This is a genomic window from Mesorhizobium subarcticum, assembly GCF_055456085.1.
In genome coordinates, this window is the sequence record NZ_CM144237.1 from 6,459,881 (window position 1) to 6,477,860 (window position 17,980).

Annotated in this window: 15 protein-coding genes; 6 read left to right on the plus strand and 9 right to left on the minus strand. The window is 61.3% G+C overall.

Features of this window, described 5'->3' with window-relative positions; translation table 11 throughout:
* The first annotated feature begins 2 nt into the window (after nt 1–2).
* From ACZYHG_RS31525 to ACZYHG_RS31535, 3 genes are all read left to right on the plus strand, one after another.
* Nucleotides 3–413 (plus strand): DUF1036 domain-containing protein, encoded by a 411-nt coding sequence (locus ACZYHG_RS31525; RefSeq protein ID WP_023767725.1) that lies wholly within the window; start codon nt 3–5, stop codon nt 411–413.
* Nucleotides 410–2,833, plus strand: coding sequence for a peptidoglycan DD-metalloendopeptidase family protein (locus tag ACZYHG_RS31530; protein ID WP_464611923.1), 2,424 nt, complete (start codon nt 410–412; stop codon nt 2,831–2,833). The genes ACZYHG_RS31525 and ACZYHG_RS31530 overlap by 4 nt, the downstream gene beginning before the upstream one ends.
* A 186-nt stretch (nt 2,834–3,019) precedes the next feature.
* Complete coding sequence (locus tag ACZYHG_RS31535; protein ID WP_464611924.1) at nt 3,020–4,636, plus strand: caspase family protein; 1,617 nt, start codon at nt 3,020–3,022, stop codon at nt 4,634–4,636.
* A 10-nt stretch (nt 4,637–4,646) separates the two neighbouring features.
* Here the strand turns inward: ACZYHG_RS31535 and ACZYHG_RS31540 are convergent, their stop codons facing one another.
* A complete protein-coding gene (locus tag ACZYHG_RS31540) occupies nt 4,647–5,183 on the minus strand; it encodes an OmpA family protein (RefSeq protein ID WP_464611925.1) in 537 nt (178 codons plus the stop codon).
* Between the two features lie 188 nt (nt 5,184–5,371).
* Between ACZYHG_RS31540 and ACZYHG_RS31545 the strand changes: the two genes are divergently transcribed.
* On the plus strand, nt 5,372–5,947 hold the full coding sequence (locus tag ACZYHG_RS31545; RefSeq protein WP_464611926.1) for a DUF6931 family protein: 576 nt from the start codon (nt 5,372–5,374) through the stop codon (nt 5,945–5,947).
* 6 nt (nt 5,948–5,953) lie between these two features.
* Here the strand turns inward: ACZYHG_RS31545 and ACZYHG_RS31550 are convergent, their stop codons facing one another.
* From ACZYHG_RS31550 to ACZYHG_RS31575, 6 genes are all read right to left on the minus strand, one after another.
* Nucleotides 5,954–7,198 carry a caspase family protein gene (locus ACZYHG_RS31550; protein ID WP_464611927.1) on the minus strand — a complete coding sequence of 415 codons (1,245 nt, stop codon included), beginning with the start codon at nt 7,196–7,198 and terminating at the stop codon, nt 5,954–5,956.
* A 7-nt stretch (nt 7,199–7,205) separates the two neighbouring features.
* Nucleotides 7,206–8,306 (minus strand): OmpA family protein, encoded by a 1,101-nt coding sequence (locus ACZYHG_RS31555; protein ID WP_464611928.1) that lies wholly within the window; start codon nt 8,304–8,306, stop codon nt 7,206–7,208.
* 174 nt (nt 8,307–8,480) lie between these two features.
* Entirely contained in the window at nt 8,481–8,666 is a 186-nt protein-coding gene (locus tag ACZYHG_RS31560; RefSeq protein ID WP_464611929.1) for a hypothetical protein, read from the minus strand.
* Between the two features lie 140 nt (nt 8,667–8,806).
* Nucleotides 8,807–11,356, minus strand: a complete 2,550-nt coding sequence (locus ACZYHG_RS31565; protein WP_464611930.1) for a caspase family protein — start codon at nt 11,354–11,356, stop codon at nt 8,807–8,809.
* Nucleotides 11,357–12,695: 1,339 nt separating this feature from the next.
* A complete protein-coding gene (locus tag ACZYHG_RS31570) occupies nt 12,696–12,959 on the minus strand; it encodes a hypothetical protein (protein ID WP_464611931.1) in 264 nt (87 codons plus the stop codon).
* A 322-nt stretch (nt 12,960–13,281) separates the two neighbouring features.
* Nucleotides 13,282–13,728 (minus strand): hypothetical protein, encoded by a 447-nt coding sequence (locus tag ACZYHG_RS31575; protein ID WP_464611932.1) that lies wholly within the window; start codon nt 13,726–13,728, stop codon nt 13,282–13,284.
* Between the two features lie 436 nt (nt 13,729–14,164).
* Between ACZYHG_RS31575 and ACZYHG_RS31580 the strand changes: the two genes are divergently transcribed.
* Together ACZYHG_RS31580 and ACZYHG_RS31585 are read left to right on the plus strand one after the other, a co-directional pair.
* Nucleotides 14,165–14,695: a transglutaminase-like cysteine peptidase gene (locus ACZYHG_RS31580; protein WP_464614836.1), complete on the plus strand. Its 531-nt coding sequence runs from the start codon at nt 14,165–14,167 to the stop codon at nt 14,693–14,695.
* A 208-nt stretch (nt 14,696–14,903) separates the two neighbouring features.
* Complete coding sequence (locus ACZYHG_RS31585) at nt 14,904–16,553, plus strand: GNAT family N-acetyltransferase (RefSeq protein ID WP_464611933.1); 1,650 nt, start codon at nt 14,904–14,906, stop codon at nt 16,551–16,553.
* A gap of 153 nt (nt 16,554–16,706) precedes the next feature.
* Here the strand turns inward: ACZYHG_RS31585 and ACZYHG_RS31590 are convergent, their stop codons facing one another.
* Together ACZYHG_RS31590 and ACZYHG_RS31595 are read right to left on the minus strand one after the other, a co-directional pair.
* Nucleotides 16,707–17,189: a hypothetical protein gene (locus ACZYHG_RS31590; RefSeq protein ID WP_464611934.1), complete on the minus strand. Its 483-nt coding sequence runs from the start codon at nt 17,187–17,189 to the stop codon at nt 16,707–16,709.
* A gap of 9 nt (nt 17,190–17,198) precedes the next feature.
* A complete protein-coding gene (locus ACZYHG_RS31595; RefSeq protein ID WP_464611935.1) occupies nt 17,199–17,963 on the minus strand; it encodes a helix-turn-helix transcriptional regulator in 765 nt (254 codons plus the stop codon).
* Nucleotides 17,964–17,980: the final 17 nt, after the last annotated feature.

Below are 17,980 nucleotides of genomic sequence, written 5' to 3' on the forward strand. Positions count from 1 at the left end.
GCATGAAGCTTGCGGTCATGGCAGGAGCGGCACTGCTGGCTGTGCTGTCGTCCAGCGAAGCGCGCGCCGAATTCACGGTCTGCAACCAGACGCTCGACGTCGTCAATCTCGCGGTCGGCCAGAAGGTCGACAATGCGGACCAGACCGACGGCTGGTGGACCATCGGCGCAAATCAATGTGTGAACGTCATCCGCGAGGAACTGACGAACCGCTACATCTACATCTATGCGACGGATGTCTTTGGCCATGCGATCCTGGCCGGGTCGACCGAGATGTGCATCGAGCGGCGGCGGTTTTCGATCCGCGGCATCGATGAGTGCTGGCAGCGCGGCCATATCGCGGCGCAATTTCTCGAAGTCGATACGCTTGAACAGGCGCGGTGGACCTTCTTCCTGACCGGAAGCAATCCGTGACGCACAGTATCGACACCAGCTTCAGGGAGAAAAAACTGGCGCGCGCCGCGCTGCGCAGGCGCATGCTTTGGCGCCGGCTCATTGCCGGCCTCGCCGTAGTTGTCCTGCTGTCGATCGCCGCCGGCTTCTATCTCACCGCGGACTATTGGTCGTTCGGCGACGAGGACGAGGAATTGCACGCGGTCGAAGGCGCCGACGACGTGCCGGCCGATGCATCCGTCTATGTGCCTGCCATTATCGACCTGGCCGGAGACCCGATGTGGATTACGCTAGCGCCCGATGCCGACACGGCAAGCAAGGGTCATGCGGTGGCGCGCCCGGCCGAGCTCGACAGTTCCGGCGCCTCACCGCAGATCGAGATCCTCTCCGACGTCATGCTGAGTGCCAGCGAAAAGTTCATGACGACGATCCCGTCGACGCAGGAGGACTTCGCCTTCTTCCAGGCACAGCGGCGGACCGCTCCGACATCGCCGGCTGCCGCACCCACCGAGCAGGCCGCTCCGCCTGCCCCGCCGGTGGCACCGAACGACCAGCAGGGCGACCTGGAAAATGACCTGGCGGCACCCGATGCGAGCGAAGCCCCGGCCGGTTCGGCGCCCAAGGCGGATGCCGACGACCCGGAGGCCGGCTGGGGAGAGACCATCGATCAGGGCGAGGCAGCGCTGCCCGCCTTCAAGAAGACCCAGATCGAGAACAATACGACCGTCGCAACCGCCACCAGCGAGTACCAGCGCTTCGAGGCGACCGAAGACACCTTCGTGAAAATCCTCAACGACCGCAGCCTGGACAGCGTTGCGCTCGATGCGCATTTCTCCGCCGACGATGCCAAGCTGGCGGGCGAAGCTTTGAAGGCGCTCTTCAACCGGGACGGCCTGGAAGCGGGTTATGTCGTCGCAATGCGCGGATTCCGGCCGAACCGCGAGACGACGACGATGTCGCTCATGCAGGTCTCGATCTACGCCAAGAATGTCTTCGTCGGCACGCTGACGCGCAACGCCGCGGGCGCCTTCGTGTCGGGTGTCGATCCCTGGGTGCGCGAGGATCTGTTCAACTACTCCGGTGCCGATCAAGGCGGGCCCAAGCGTCAATACCGCCTGCTCGATGCGATCTATTCGACGGCTGCGCGCAACAAGGTTCCGACCGGCGTCATCGGCGAAGCGATCATGTACCTGTCGCGAGGACAGGACCTCGACGCTTTTGCCAGCGAGGACCAGCGCCTGGTGCTGATCTACTCGCAGACGCCGCGCGGCAAGGAAGAAACGTCCGGGCGGGTCCTTTATGTCGGCGTCCAGGGCGGTGAGAAGACCATCGACTGTTTCGTCTTCCAGCAAAGCGACGGCCAGTTCGCCTGCGTTACCGGCAATGACGAGGTGCGCTCGCTGACTGTCGCCAACGGCATGGTCACGCCGGTGAACGGGGTCATGACCTCGACCTTCGGCCCACGCAAGCACCCGATCCTGGGCGTCGTTCGTATCCACAAGGGTGTCGATTGGGCAGCCCCTGTCGGCACGCCGATCATGGCGGCCTTCGACGGCGAGATCAGCTTCCAGGGCGATGGCGGCAGCTATGGCAATCTGGTGAAGATCTCGCATGCGAACGGGCGCGAGACGCGCTACGCGCATATGCAAAAATTCGCCATCGCGAGCGGCGTCGGCACCAAGGTGAAGGCCGGCGACGTCATTGGCTACATCGGCACCACTGGGCTTTCGACCGGCCCGCATCTGCATTTCGAGCTCTACCAGAACGGCGAGGCGATCGATCCGCTAGGGACGGTCACCACGGTCGCCACCTACGAGACTGGCAATTCCGGCAATTCTGGCAATTCCGGCGATGTCGCCGTCGAAACGCTGACCGAGCGGATCGTTCATGTCGAGAGTGGCGGCAGCGCCCGCGCCAAGAACCCGAATTCCTCGGCGACCGGCGCCGGCCAGTTCATAACGAAGACCTGGATTCGGATGATGAATACCTACCGTCCGGACCTCGCGCGCTCGCTGTCGACCGCCGACCTGCTCGCCCTGCGCTACGACGCCACGATCTCGCGCGAGATGGTTCGCAACCTGGCGCGCGAGGGCGAAGCGTATCTTCGGGCGCGCGGTCACCAGATCACGGCCGGCCGGCTCTACCTCTGTCATTTCCTGGGAATGGAAGGCGCGCATCAGGTGCTGTCGGCGCCAGGTTCGGCACAATTGAGCGCCGTGCTGGGGTCCGCCGTCATCCAGGCCAACCCGTTTCTCACGGGCAAGACAGCCAGCTATGTGGTGGACTGGGCCGAAAGGAAGATGGGCCAGAAGCTGAGCCGTGTGGCCACCGACGCCAACCCGCCGACGACGACTACGGAGATCCGCCAGACTTCGCCGGAGTTCGAAAAATACAAGCAGGCCGTCACCGCCCTCATCAGCTCGATTCAGAATACGCTTTGACCCGGCCCGTGCGGCATCAGCCCCTCAGGCCATTGGTGTCACTATCCCTCGGGCCTCCGTGAACCAAAGTTGCGCTCAGGACCACATATGTCCAAGGAGCCATTTTTGGCACAAGCGACCCAGTCGCCGACGAAATCTGGCATCCGCAGACATCAACAGTGCCCCCAGTGGGTAGAGGGCTGGTCCATGAAAACGATCACAGTCTTTCTGAGCGGGATTATCCTGGCTTTCGTTGCCGCCTTCGGCGCCGAGGCAGCCGTGCCTGACGCCAAGCGCGTCGCGCTGGTGATCGGCAACAGCAACTATGTCCATGCGGTTACCTTGCCCAACCCCGCCAACGATGCCCGCCTTATCGCATCGACGCTGCGCAATGCCGGCTTCGAGGTGATCGAAGGGGTCGATCAGGACAATGCCGGCATGCACAGCCTCATCAGCCGGTTCACCGAGCAAGCCTACGACGCCGACCTGGCGGTCATTTTCTATGCCGGTCACGGCATGCAGGTCGACGGCAAGAACTACCTGATACCGGTCGACGCCGATTTGACATCGCCGGCCTATCTCAAGACGCGCACCATTCAGATCGACGACTTCATGGCCGCGCTGCCGCCCGACCCGGCGATCGGCGTCATCATCCTCGACGCTTGCCGCGACAATCCGCTGGCAAGGACGCTGGCGGCCTCGCTGCCGAAAAGCCGATCCACCTCGTTGGGCACCGGCCTGGCACCGGTCGAAGCAAGATCGGACGGCGTCGGTACTGGTGGCCTGCTTATTGCCTATGCAACGGATCCGGGCGCCATCGCCTTCGACGGCGACGGGGCCGACAGTCCTTACTCCACCGCGCTCGCCAAGCATCTGACCGAACCTGGCGTCGAAATCCAGAGCGCGCTGACGCGCGTGCGCGGCGAGGTGACCGAAACCACGCAAGGTCGCCAGCGGCCGTGGCATAACGCATCGCTGGGACGCGAGGTTTTCCTGGGTAAACCCGTCGCCGCTGCGGCGCCGCCGGCCGTAAATCCGGTAGCCGACGCATCCGCGACATCCGCCCCTGCCCCTGTCGCCAATGGTTCTCTTTCCTGGGAAGTTGAGCAACGTCTTTGGGATGAAGCTTCGAAGCACAATTCCGGGCCGTTCTACCAAGCCTATCTCGACCAGTTTCCGAACGGTCGCTTCGCCACCGTGGCGCGGTTGAACATCGACGAATTGAACGGTCCGAACGCTCAAAACCGGCAGGTCGCGGCACTGGATACGAACCAGGCGAACGCCAGTTCCAGCTCTGCCGTGCGGACCTCTGTCAGCGTTCCGGACGAGGTGAAGCAGACGCCGGGCACCGAATTGTCCGAAAGTGCGATCGGCCTCGACCGCCAGGGTCGCATCGACCTGCAGTTGCGGCTCGAAGCGTTGGGCAACGTGATTGGGCACATCGACGGAACCCTGGGCTCTCAGACTCGTGAGGCGATCGGCATCTGGCAAGCCGATAACGGACTGCCGCAAACCACCTATCTGACGAGCGAGCAACTGGCGTTCCTCGTGATCCAGTCAGATCCGATAATGGCAGCCGTGCGCGCCAGATATGCCGCCGATCAAGCCCGTACGGCACAGCCGAAGAAGCCCATCGTGCAGAAGGCCCGCACGATGAAGCCGGTGGCACAAGGACCCCGCAAACAACGGCAGGTCGCTCAGAAGTGGCGCGACCGCGAGATCATGGTGCGGCGGGATGAACCTGCTCCGCCGCGGGACAATTTCCTCGCCAGGGCACTGATCTTCGGCGCTGGTGTGGCCGTGGGCAGCGTGCTCAAACACTGACCGCCGCGCGTTACTGCGCCTTAATCCGCATTTCCACGCGGCGGTTGACCGGATCATACGGGTTGGGGCTGCGCGGATTCTTTTCACCCATCCCAATCGCGTTGATACGGGAAGCCTCGACGCCGCTAGCCGTCAGGAAGGCTGCCACCGATTTCGCTCGTCGTTGCGACAGGCCCTCATTGTAATGCACCGTGCCAGTGGCGTCGGTGTAACCTTCGACGACGAAGCTGAACGTGCTCAGCCGGCTATCCTTCAGCGCCTTGGCGAACTCGTCAAGTTCAGCGCGCGCGGTGGTGTCGAGTGCGGCCGAATCCAGGCCGAAATTGATCAGCATATCGAGACTGGATTTTTCCCCCGGCGCGTCCTTTGCCTTGGTCTTGCTCTTGCACTCCTCCTCGGTGCCGACGCAAATTCCCCGCGACTTACCGAGATCGGCCGCGCCGGCAAAAAACTTCACGATGTCTTCTGATTTCTGAACGGGGTCGGCGGAAGCGTGGGTCGAGAAAAACACGACCGCCAACATAAAGGCTGAACTACCCCACTGCATAGCGGTTACTCCCTTGAGCATCCGGTTTCGATGATGGCGATCATACCCAATTCCAAGGCAATTGTCTGTCGATAAACGCCGGCGGCACGATAGTGCCGTTGGCTGTTGCCGGATCATTGGTCGAGACTTGACCCGCGCCGCGCCTGAGGCTTGAGTGACCAAGGCTTCTCGATGAAAGCGTGGCGGTCATGGCCAATGGGCTCCGATTCAAGACGGCACGAGATCTTTTCACGGCTTGTCCGGCTATTGCCGAGGACATGAGAACCCTTCCAACCGACCAAAACTCCATCGCGTTTTGCCGCGAGCTGCTGGCCGGGCGCATTCCCGAAGAAGCGATCACATTCTGTGCCTACCTGCTTGCCGAGCGGGCCGCGGTCTGGTGGGCGCATGAATGCCTGAGCCATCTGACGGAGCTGTTCGATGGAACCGATCAGGAATTGCTTGCGCATGTTCGCGACTGGGTGGCTGAACCGGACAATCCCCGCCATCAGGCAGCCGTCCGCACGGCCGCGACGAGACCAGCAACAACGCCGGTCGGCTGGATTCTGCTGGCTGCCGGATGGCGGGACAATAGTTCGGCCATGGACGCGACGATAACACCGGCCTTGCAGCCATTACCTGCTGCCCACGCCGTCAATGCCGGGATTCTGAACGGCCTGGCGCGTGTCGCTCTCGCGGACCGGTTTGCGGTTCTTTCGGCATTTGTCGAAATGGGCATCCAGATGGCCGAGATCGAGGCGCGCCAATCGGCTGATGCCTATTAGAGCCGCTTACTTGCAGCCGCCTTGCGCCCATTTGGCCAGCGCCACCTTGAAGCGTGTTCCCAGCGGATGTTGCAGGCGCAAGACAGAGACATCATTGGCGGCGAAATTCTTCGCCTGATCGCACAGCCGGGCCTCGTTCCATTCATGGCAGCCGTCGCAGTGCTTGCCTTCCCAGATCGACTTGTCCAACCCCTCCACCGGGCTGAACAGGGGCTTGCCCTTGATCAGTTCGGCGATGCTCTTGCCGTCGATCGCCGCATCGCCGAAGTCGATCGGATGATTGAAAAGGATCGGGGCATCCGACGCCAGTTTGGGGATTTTCTGGCGCAGCACATCGAGCGCAAGCTGGTCGTTGCTCTGGCCTGACGCACTAGCCGCGCTGGTGTTGCGCGCATCGGAGCCGCCTTCGGCCTGAGGTGCGCTCGCCTCACCCACGATCAATGGCGCATTGAGATCGACCTTGTGCAGGACGACCTCCGTGGTCAGCGAAACGTTGAGCCAGGGGCGCTGCTTGCCGGCGGTTGCCTTGAAGACGTCACCGGTCACCCGGTTCATCGCCTCTGTGATGGAGACGTTGGTTTCGCCGATGTGCTGAAGCAGTGCGGCGGTGAACGGCGAGTGCTCGCCCGACCCGTCATAGGCGAGTTGATTGGGACTGGCGGCGAAAGCGACGAGCGTGCCGGCGCCACCATTCTCGATCGGGATCTCGGCCAGACCGCTCATCGCACCATGGACGCCCGCGGTCTTGGCCAGCACTTCGGCAAGAGGATTGTCGCGGCAAGCGTCGAGAAGCACCAGCCTGATGCTGGTCTCGCGCGACATCTGGCGCAGAATGAAATCAACCGACACGGCCTCGAAGTCGAGCGAGGTCTCGTCCTCCAGCGCGGCGTCGACCGGAAGCAGGTAGTTCTTGCCCGAAACCTGCAAGCCGTGGCCGGCGTAGAAGAACAGCGCGATATCGGCGCCGCGCACCTGTTTTGCGAACTGGGCGATCGTTGCCTGCGTCTGCGATTTGGTCTGGTTGAATCCGGAAACCACCTCGAAGTCGAGATTCTTCAGGCGATCGGCCATGGCCTGGGCGTCGCGCACCGGATTGGCGAGGGGTGCCGCGTGCTGATACTGGGCGTTGCCGAGGACAAGGGCGACGCGGCGCTCGGCGCTGGCGGCCGTCACAGTCAACAGCAGGGCGAGCACTGCCAGACCGGCCGCGCGATAGAGGCCGCCGCAGCGGGCGATCAGACCGGACCTCACCGCACCCTCAAAGCTTGGTCGCGGAAAACTCGATCCGCCGATTGAGCGCCTTGTTCTTGGGCGTATCGTTGGCAGCAACCGGCCGCTCCTCGCCATACCCGGTCGCCGTTATCTGCGTGCGCGCAATCCCCGCGGCAACAATGGCATTGGCGACCGCCTGGGCCCGCCGTTCGGATAATTGCTTATTCGCCTCCGGCGAGCCGTCGGAATCGGTATAACCGGAGACCTCGACCTTCAGGCCCGGGCATTTGCCGACGACACCTTCGACCTCTTCAAGCAGCGGCCGGCTCTTTGCATCGAGCCGCGCGCTGGCCGGCCGGAAGTAAATGGCGCCGGTGCGCGAAAGCACGGCGAACCGGTTCAGGCACTCCTCGTCGCTGAAGTTCGCCTTGGCGGCATCGGTGGTAACAGGCCCCACATCAGTCGAGTTCGCCGCGGCGGCCTGGGTAGTGGCCGGCTTGCTGCCGTCGGCGGCGAAGACGAAATCGAACGATACCGACGCGGTGGGAACGATGTTGGTGACATTGGCCGCCTGCTGCAGCTTGTCGACGTTCGGCAACAGGCCGAAATCCTCAACATGGACAGCGACCGGGGCCTCCGAAGCAACAGACACCATGGTGTCGCTGATCATGGTGACGACGACGCTGGCCTCGAGATCCTTGTCGACGCCGTGCAGATTGAGGCGGAATGGCAGCGTTGCCTTCACCCTGCGCTTTGTCGCGAGGTCGGCAAATGCGGCGGGATCCACCTTCGCCGTCAGCTCGGCCGTCGGGTATTTGAATGTCTCGAAGAACAGGAAGCGCATGCGCACATTGCGCAGGTCGACGCCGGTATCGACCGAATTGAGATCGAAGGTGACCTTGGCATCGCCCGCCGCGCTAAGCGTGCCGGTGATGTTCCTGATCTTGTTGGTCTCGACAATCGTGTTCTTCTTGACCGACTGATAGGTGATCACCGAAGCGGCGGGATCGAGCGTCCAGTTCGGCGCTGCGCTGGCGGCTTGCGGTCCGAGCAGCAACAGGCCGAATAGCGCGACGATCAGGCCAAGGGCCCTTGCAGCGGGGCCTTTCGACATAATCTTCCACCAGAATGCGACGACTTCGTACATGGAACGCCCCTGCCCAGGACAACCGTATCGACACTGACACCGCGCAAATGCTATCGGAGCATAGAGTACTTGCGCTCTCTTGGCGAGCAGTTGGAGTTGGTCCTCTAGTCAAGGCCGAGGACGCGGGATTGGTCTGCCAAATGACGGGGCCGACCCTGACTTGCCTTCAAACGCTTATCCCCAGCCGCCACCACCACCGGTACCACCACCAGTCCCACCGCCGCCCAAAGCTGGAACGACGACTGGTGCCGTGTCCTCAACCGGCTTGACAACTTTCTTGGCGGTGACCTTCTTCTGCTGGTTGATCTTTGGCGTGGACGTCGTGCGAACCAGCTTCGGCCGGTGCCTCGTCGTCGTCACCGCCGGTTCGGGCTAGGGCGCGACGGACATGCAGCCGGTTAGCGCTGCCAGAGCACTGGCCAGAACGGTCGCAATCAGTGTCTGCTTCATTGCTGTGCCCACCATTTTCATTGCCCTGCCCACTATCGCCTCCTCATTGATCAAAACAGGTCCCGACGCGGATTTGCTTGCTCCCAGACCGCTCTGGCCGTGGTGACTAGTTGGTCGTCCAGCGAGCCGTTCGCCGGGATCTTCGACTTGAGTTCGCCACGCAATTGCTTGAGCGCCGCCGTTTTCGCCTTCGCTCCGAATTTTGTCAGCGTCGCTTGGGCGCCCGGTAATTCCTTGCGAAGGTCAAGTGCGACCGCGAAGGCCAGATAACGCACCGCTATCGCTTGGTCGGCCTTGTCGCCCTTCTGCATTTCGAGAGCCGCGCGATCATATGCGCCGGACTGATCGCCGCGTGCCGTGGCCAACTCGAACAGTCTTTGCGCTTCATCAAGGTTCTGCCCGACGCCGACACCATCCCGATACATGCGGGCCAGGCTAGCCGGAGCGTAAGGCTGGCCGAGATCCATGGCCTTCTGGAAAAGCCCCTGCGCTTGCCGGGGATCCTTCCCGACGCCCACACCGGCCAAGTAGTTGCGGCCGAGCAGGTTCATCGAATACATGTCCTGCCGCTCCACGCCTGCCTTCAGAAAGGCCACGGCGCGGGCTGGATCGGCGGGCACGCCATTGCGGCCCTCCGTGAAGATCGCGGCAAGATCATTCATCGCGTAGGTATGGCCCATGGCGGCCGCCTTGAGCAGCAGGTCCAGCCCCTTGACGGTGTCGCGCTCGACGCCATAGCCATTGAACAGGGCACGTCCCCATGAAGTCATTCCGTAAGGATCGCCCTTGTCGGATGCCGCCGCGTAAAAGCTATTGGCCTGCTTGCGGTCTATGGGCATTCCCGTACCTGTCGCGTTGAAGTAGCCAAGCTCGAACATGGCGCGGACGTGGCCTTTGTCGGCGGCCGCCTGGATGGCTTTTTTCGCGTCTTCGACCTTGCCGGCTGCCAGCAGCGCTCGGCCCAGTTCGTACCGGAAGCGGGCGACGTCGGGATAGGCCTTCACCGCCGCCTCGCAGGCCTTCACGGCCTCGGTGCCGATTTCATTCGGCAGCAGGCCGGCGACGACGCCTTGCAGGTCGAGAGGCTCGCCGGCGGCCTGGTCGCAAGGATCGACGCGTGGCGACAGCTTCATGGTGGCGGGCTTGGATGAATTGCTGTCGGCGCGGATTTCGAAGCCGACCTCGACCGGTTGGGCAGCACCGATCTGGGGTTCGTAGCGCAGCTGGTCGACCTCGTCCGCCATCAGGCTCGACTCCGGCGGCAGGGCACGATCAGGCAGGGACAGGGTCCCGGTTGCCGGATAGCTCGCGAGTTTCAGGCTGACCGTGGGATCGTTTGTCGGGAAGTCCAGCTTCAGCGGAACCGGGCCGACGCCAACCGGGATGCTGATCTCGCGGTTTTCGATCGCCTCGGCGGCGCCGGTAATATGGATGCCCCGCTCCAGCACCTGCTGCTTCTGCTCGGTTTCGAGCGAAGCCACAATCTGTTCGCCTTGGGCGCCCTGGCCATCCTTGACACGGAACACCATGATGCCCCGGGCTTCGCCACCCCAATTGTCATGCGTGGCGTAGGCCAGCATGTCCACCTCTTCGGGCGCACCGGCGCCCTTGGGCACATCCATCTTCAGGCGTGGCAGGTCCACGCCCTGGATCTCTTCGCCGACCGCGACGGCCCTGCCGTCTAGCAGCAGGCGTCCGAGCGCGGGCGGCCTTTCGACGCTGACAGTGATGGAGCCGCCATCGACATCGACCGGTTCCGGCAGGTCAAGGGCAACAGGCCCGACACCCGACGGCACGACTTTCTCAAGAACCGGCGGCAGCGAAGGCCGGCTGGCACGGCGCATCAGGACAACATCGTCAATGAGCGAGGAGTTTTCCCAGGGGACCTGCTTGCCGTCGGTGGCCTCGACCACATCCCGGCGCACCGCGGCCATGACCGTGCGTATCTCTTGGTTCGGCGCCAGCGCCCGGCGCGAAAATGCGGACGAAAACGGGCTGAGGTCTCCCCCTCCATCATAGGCGACCGCCCCTGGCTCGGTGGCAAAGGCGATCAGCGTATTCAGCGAGCTTTTGACCTGTGCAAGACCGGTGTTGCCGGCCGTGATCAGCTGGTCCCTCAACCAATAATCCTTGCGCGGAAACGGGTTGTTGCGACAGGCGTCGAGGATGATCACCTGGATCTTCGATTTCGCGCGCAATTGCTGCAGGACATCATCCAGCTTGATCGCCTGGACCTCTATGTCGGCCGCATTCTTCAGCGAGGCATCGACGGGGATCAGGAAATTCTCGCCACCAATCTGAAAGCCGTGACCGGAATAGTAGACAACAGACAGATCGGCGCCGTCCGCCGCCGCAAGGTAGTTGCGGAACTGCTCCTCGAACTGCAGCTTTGTGAGGTCCTTGGCGACGAACACTTCGAAGCCGGCCAGCCGAAACGTCTTGGATACGTCCTCGGCATCCTTGTCAGGATTCTTGAGGGCGGGGATTTCCCGGTACTCGGAATTACCGATCACCAGCGCGACCCTTCGATCGGCCGACGCATCGAAGGTCGTGAAGGCGGCCACGAGGAAAACCGCGATGAATCCGCAAAGCCGGAGCATGGCAACCGCCTCAACCGCCGCGACCTGACGACCACAAGCTCCCCAGATTGCGGTATCAAGGTCTGTTGAAGAACTCACAATCCGCCGAAACAGCAACAGGAAAAAGACTGAAAACCGTCGCGGCAGCAGGCACCTTCCTCATCCGAATGTGCAAGGTACCTCAGAGCAGACCCATCCGCAATGAGTGTCTAACCGCACCGGCACTGCCGTCCGGATCCGACGCATTCGCCAAGCTTCAACCCAGCGACGGGGTGCAGTGGAGTCGGAAGGCCTCGTCATGCAATGGCCAAAGACAAGACCAGCGGCAATTCCATTCCGAACCGCTGGCTGCGCCAGATTGTCTAAGAAAAGGCCATGCGGCACGCCGCGAGCGATACTGGATTTTAAAATTCATCCATCGCGGCTGGTTCACCCGCCTATTTGCACGTCATTGTAGGCCAAAGCGCGACACGGTTCTAAGGGCGCTTTACATCAATGCCTGGCACGTTCAGCGTTCAGCTTTACCGCCATCTTTTGGGAAGGCGCCTGATACTGGAGGAATGGTAAAAGCGCAGGCTACAATGCCGAACCCGCACTATCGCCGCCCCCTCATGCAGGCCATCGCCGACGCCCTGGACGCACAGCTAGCAGGCGGCAAGAACTAGATCGTAGGCGGTTCGCTCGCCCGGTAGCGAAGCCTGTATCGGCCGTTCCGTGAGAGAGCGGTCACCGCCTCGTCCAGATCGCTTGTGTCCCGTTACGTCGCAGGCACTACGGACAGAATTGTCCGCGCTGTGTGGAGATCGACCCACGCCAATACCTCGCGCGAGACTTGCCTATCGCAGTACCGGATCAGAATTCTAAAAAAGGGCGGACCCTGGGGACACCGGGTCCGCCCCGCCTGCCGACAGGCTTCGGGGGGGAAGGCGAGATTCGGCAAACAATCCGAGGCAAATCCCAGCAGGAGGTGACTTTTTTGCTGAGCTCGGCAAGCAACATATTGTCCCTATTTTGCCATTAACTCAATTAGCTCGATAGGGCTTAGATCGATAAGCCTAGCTGGCGGACCATCTTACTTTTAATCTTCAATCCGGGCACCGTTCCGTTACACGGAAGACCGTGCTCTGACGTCTAGGGGAGCTCAAGCGGCCTTCGGAACGCCTTTCACGAGCATGAAAAATGACATCGACCGTCTGGACCTCTTCGGTGGTCTGGAGCGCCGAAATCCATCCAACAAACGTTGAATGTGACCTGCAAAAGAGACTGACGAGGCAAGGCCGCAATGTTCTTTAAAGGCGCCGTGCGAATTTGACAGCAGCCCGTGCTGCGGCAGCTTTAGACCTTTCGCCGGGCCGGTCAGTCAATTTAGATGAGACGCGCATCGCACCGACTCGACAAGGTCGAGCAGTTCGTCCCACGGACGCGAAAGTTCGGCCCCTATGCCGGAGCCATAGGATAGCAACGAAAACTGCGTCGCCAGCTCTTCCTGAAGACGCATTGCTTCCGCCGGATCGCGGATTGAAGTGGTCGCCATTGCCGCCAAGTCTCGACACTGTGCTTCGGTTTCAAAGCCAAGCCCACCGGCAATCACGCCGAGTTTGATCATTATCGAAAGAAGTCGCACAAGCCCCCTCCGGCATTCTGCGCAACACAAGCAAGCAAAACCAATCACAATCGATTGAAAATGAAAAGCCGCCCCTATGAGGAGTCCCCACCTTTTTTCGCAACTCACAGCGTTGTGAAGCGGTTTTGCATCTGAGTAATACTGTATTGATTGCAGCGCCGATAGAAACCGGGCCCTTCATGGTACCCGGGGGCGGCTGCGCAACGCTGGCGAACTCCGTTTTCTCCACGCTCCTTGGGGCCAACCAAACAATCGAACGGGCGCCCGATAGAGGCGCCCGTCCGTATTTCGAACGTGGTGTGGCTATCTGCTTGAGCGGTGCTCAGCCACCGCCACCGCCAGATCCACCGCTGCCGCCAGATCCACCACCGCCGCCGGACCCGCCGGACCCACCGCTTCCGCCGGACCCACCGGAGCCACCACTCCCGCTGGAGCCACCCGAACCGCCGCCGCCGCCGGAGCCACCTGAGCCGCCGCCAGATCCACCGCTGCCGCCGGACCCACCGGATCCACCGCTGCCACCCGAGCCGCCGCCATCGCCGCCACCCGAGCCGCCGCCATCGCCGCCACCCGAGCCGCCGCCATCGCCGCCACCCGAGCCGCCGCCATCGCCGCCACCCGAGCCGCCGCCCGAGCCGCCGCCATCGCCGCCGCCCGAGCCGCCGCCCGAGCCGCCGGAACCGCCTCGACCACCGGACCCGCCACCGCCGCCTTCACCATCGCTTGCAGTAACAGATGCGATGAGTGCAGTCGTGATCGGAGGGCACATTTCGATTTGGGCACGCGTCAGGATACTCCTGCGATTGCTCGCGATGCAGCAAAGCGCGTAGTTGGATTCCGTCAGCGGCTGGCATTGGGCGGCCGTCATGCGCGGCCGAACATTGTTCTGTGCTGCTGTTGGAGTTACGAAAGTCGCCGCCATAAGGGCGGATGAAACAAGCAAGGTTGAGCGAACCCTGCTCGCGCGGGCTGGGTACAGGTGCATTTCTTCCTCCTAAGGGAAAAAAGGCGCTCCCGTCCCCAAACTGGGCGCTATATCAACGTTTCCGACCACCGGAAACATATTGTTAACTATACATTGTTTTGAAAGCTGTGCAAACCCCATTAGCAAGGGTTGATTTAGTATGTTCTGAAATGCTGATTGTCGCCCACTGACAGAAGGGGACGACAAAGTGATTCGTTTGGCTGCGATTGTAGCCGTGGCCATGCTGACAGCTGGCTGCAGCGAGAGCATGAATACCAGCAGCATTTCCGCGACAATGGTCACCAAGGGGTACGCATTCGCCCCGCCGGCCTTCCGGCCATTCTGCGCCAGACAGCCGCGGCTCTGCAGCACGAGCGGGCCAACAAAAGAGGTGAAGCTCACGGCGGCGCGCCAGGCTGAACTGCAGGCCGTGAACAGTTCCGTCAACGCCAGGATCCGAGAACGTAGCGACTCTTCCGCCGGCAGTGCCGACGATTGGCGCCTCCCGACGACAGAAGGCGATTGCGAGGATTTTGCGATCTTGAAGAAATCCGAGCTCATGAAGCGCGGCTGGCCTGCTTCAGCCCTTCTTCTGACGGTCGTGACACTTGGCGGTGCGGGACATACGGTCCTTACCGTACGCACCGACAAGGGCGACCTTATCCTCGACAACCGTAGCAGCGCCGTCAAGAATTGGTCGCAGACCTCCTATCACTACTTTGCCCGGCAATCCCAGGGCGCAACCGGCAAGTGGACGCGGATCGAATCCTAGCCGATTGCCTCGGCCATTGGCCACCCGCGGTGCCTGACCGCGCCCGGCGGCAGGTTTTGGTGCGGATTTCCTGCGATCCCTCAATCCTTTGATCGTCTTGCAAGGCCAATCCCTGCATGGGACCATCAAAGCTATTTTCGGCTTCGGGGGGCAGCCAGTACCGCGATCACCGCCTGTTTGCCGAAGCTCTTCGAGCAAGGTCAACGCCATGCGTGTGGATGTCATCGACAGCTTCGACACTCTCGTTCAACTGAGAGGCGATTGGGATGCGGTCTATGAGGCAGATCCCGAAGCTCAATATTTCATGTCCTGGGCATGGATAGCAGGCTGGTTCAAGCGACTCCGCTATCAATGGCTGGTTCTGGCCGCCAGGGAAGACGATTCATCGAACTATCTCGGCTTTTTCCCCCTGCAGCTTCGTACCGAGACGGCAAGGGACGGCTCATTCCACAACGAATTGAGAACCGGCGGCGGATATTTTGCCGGCTATGCCGGCTTCATCTGCGACCCGGAGGCTCAGGAGGTCGTTGTCCGCGCCTTCGCCGAACGAACGAAGCAGTTGAACTGGGCCAAGCTGCACCTTGAAAACATGTTCGTGTCGCCACGGCGGCTGAACGCGTTTCGGGGGGCGTTTTCCGAGCCGGAATTCCAGACCGGCAAGGTGAGGCGGCCAGACGACGGGGACAACATCGATCATGACATCTATGTCTACGTGAATTTGCCTGGTGACTGGGATGAATTCCTGAACGACAGACTAGGCCCGGCGACGCGCAAGGCCGCGAGGCGCACGCTGAGGGCAATCGACGATGCGGCCGAGTATCGCGTCACCAACACCACCGCCGCGACGCTGGAACGCGACCTGCAGACGCTTCTTCAGTTCTGGGAAAATCAATGGGGCGCCAAACTGGCGGCGCGATATCATCCGGGCTTGCCCCAGGCAATGATGAACAATTTCCGCAACATGCTGCGGTGCGCATTCGAGGATAATGCCCTCTATCTTCCCGTCCTCTGGCATGGCGAGAGCGCGATCGGGGTGCAGGCCACCTTGATCGATCGGAAGAACCGGTCGCTGATCGGCATGCTCAATGGACGCGATCTCGAAATCAAGAAGCCGGCGCCTGGCTTTGCGCTTCATCTCTACAGCATACGCTGGGCCATCCAGAACGGCTTTGCCGTCTATGATCTCCAGACTGGAGACTTCTCCTACAAATATGATTTTGGCGGCCTCGAGCGCAGGATCGAGTGCCTTCTCGTGAGCACAGCCACCCGCCGCAATCTCCGCGACAGGCTGGAGAGACGGAGCCTGCCCGTTGTACTCACGCGAGCAGAAGGGCTCCATCAGGCGGGCGACTTCGAAGGGGCCGCTCGCGCCTGCCGGCAGATCCTGGATGCCGATCCGGCCCATGCCGGGGCGCTCCAGCTGCTTCAGCAATCGGAGGCCGCGCGACGGTCGCTTCTGCCGCAACGTCTCAGCGCGGCCGCCCGCTTGCATCAGGCTGGAAAGCTGGCCGACGCGGAAAAGATGTATCGCGAGATCCTGGATATCGAGCCTGGCCATTTTGACGTGCGCTATCTCCTCGGCGTGATCTTCCTTCAACAGGGGCGATACGAAGAGGCGGAACAGCAGATCACCCAGGCGATAGACATCAGGCGCAATGTGCCCGCGGCGCACTACAATCGTGGTCTGGCGCTGATAAAGCTCGACCGCATCAAGGAAGGCCTGGCAAGTCTGGATGACTGCATGGAGCTTGAGCCGGGTCACGGCCAGGCCCTAGCCCTCCGCGACAAAGTGCTAAAAACCCGTCAGCCTGTCGCGAGCGCCGCCAAAACGAAGGCCTCGCCGGCCATCTCGGCCTGAAGCGCATCCCTGGCCGACTGTCGACGTGACGGCAGATCAACCCGCTGCCCGATCAGAGGCGACCGGCGAACGGGTGCAATGCCATTTGTCCTCGATGGCGTGGTCCTACGGCCCATCCTTCTCGCGGCCTGCAGACAACAAATCGGGCGAGCCTCACCTTGGAAACGAATTTCCCTCGACGATCGACCATATGCCTTTGTTTATGTCTCTTATGCAGTCGATCGATTCTTGGATTTTATTTATTTCCCTGTCATCCAACGCCTCTATTTTTCCGTACCTGACCTCATCTTTCCCATCGACAATGCGCATCAATTGCGTGCTTGCATGGGTTCCTGTTTCATCGAACGAATAAATACAATGGCTGTATTTGTTTCGCAGCTTCGCCTGACGCGTGAGTTTTTCGGTAACTGTCAGGACCGCCTGACGGCAGGCCGCCGAGGTTTTCGGCATCTTCGCCAGTCGTTCGACCAGCTCGATCCGCGCGCGTGTCGTGTTTAGCGTCAGGAAAATGATGATCGCTGTTTCCTTGTCGACCTTCGCCAAGCCGGCAATCAGGTAGATCAAAAGGCTTTCAGTGTTGGTCCAGGTATAGTTCAACTGGCCAACGAGCAGCAGGATTTCCTGAAAGCGGGGCATCACCGGCCGCTAGGACTCAGAAATGTGCGGCGGCCTATCGCCGTTGAGTGTGCCCTTGCGACCATGGAATATCGCGGCGGCCTCGGTTCTGTTGTGCGTGCCGAGTTTGGTAATGATGTTGTGCAGATGAATCTTGACCGTATGCTCGGAAAGATGGAGCGCTGCGGCGATGATCTTGTTTTGCAATCCGCGTGCCACCATCTCGAGAATCTGAAATTCGCGCTCGGTCAGTTCGCCCATCTCGTCGAAACTTGCATCGCGGCGCGCCGCAGTAAGAGCTTGTCCGGTGTCCGGACCTTTGTCGGAGTAGCCGTTTGCATATGACTGAAACATGGCCAGCGGAAAATACTCGCCACCTCGAAGCACAAGCCTGACGACGGAAAGCCAGACATCAAGCCTGAGATCCATCGGCACAACACCACGCACGATTTTCGCATCGAGGACGTCCTGGACGGAAATAGACACCCGGCTATCTCGCTGCGCAAGAACGATCGGTGCGGTTGGATGGAGCCGCATAAGACTGGCAGCATGGTCGCCAATCCGGTCCAGGAATTCAGTGTCGACGAGTATCAAGCAAACGGGATTCTCGAATGTCGCACAGGCGGCTTCAAGGCTGGTGGCCTGTTCCACGGCTATCAAGGGAAATTCCCTCTCTATTGCGTAGACAAGACATTCCGGAAACCTATCGACCGGAGAAACGGTTAGTATGGTTCTGCTCGTCCAGTTTTCACCTGCGCCGCTACCCACGGCGCCCCGCATGTTCATTTTGGACATTGTTTCCACCCCACCCT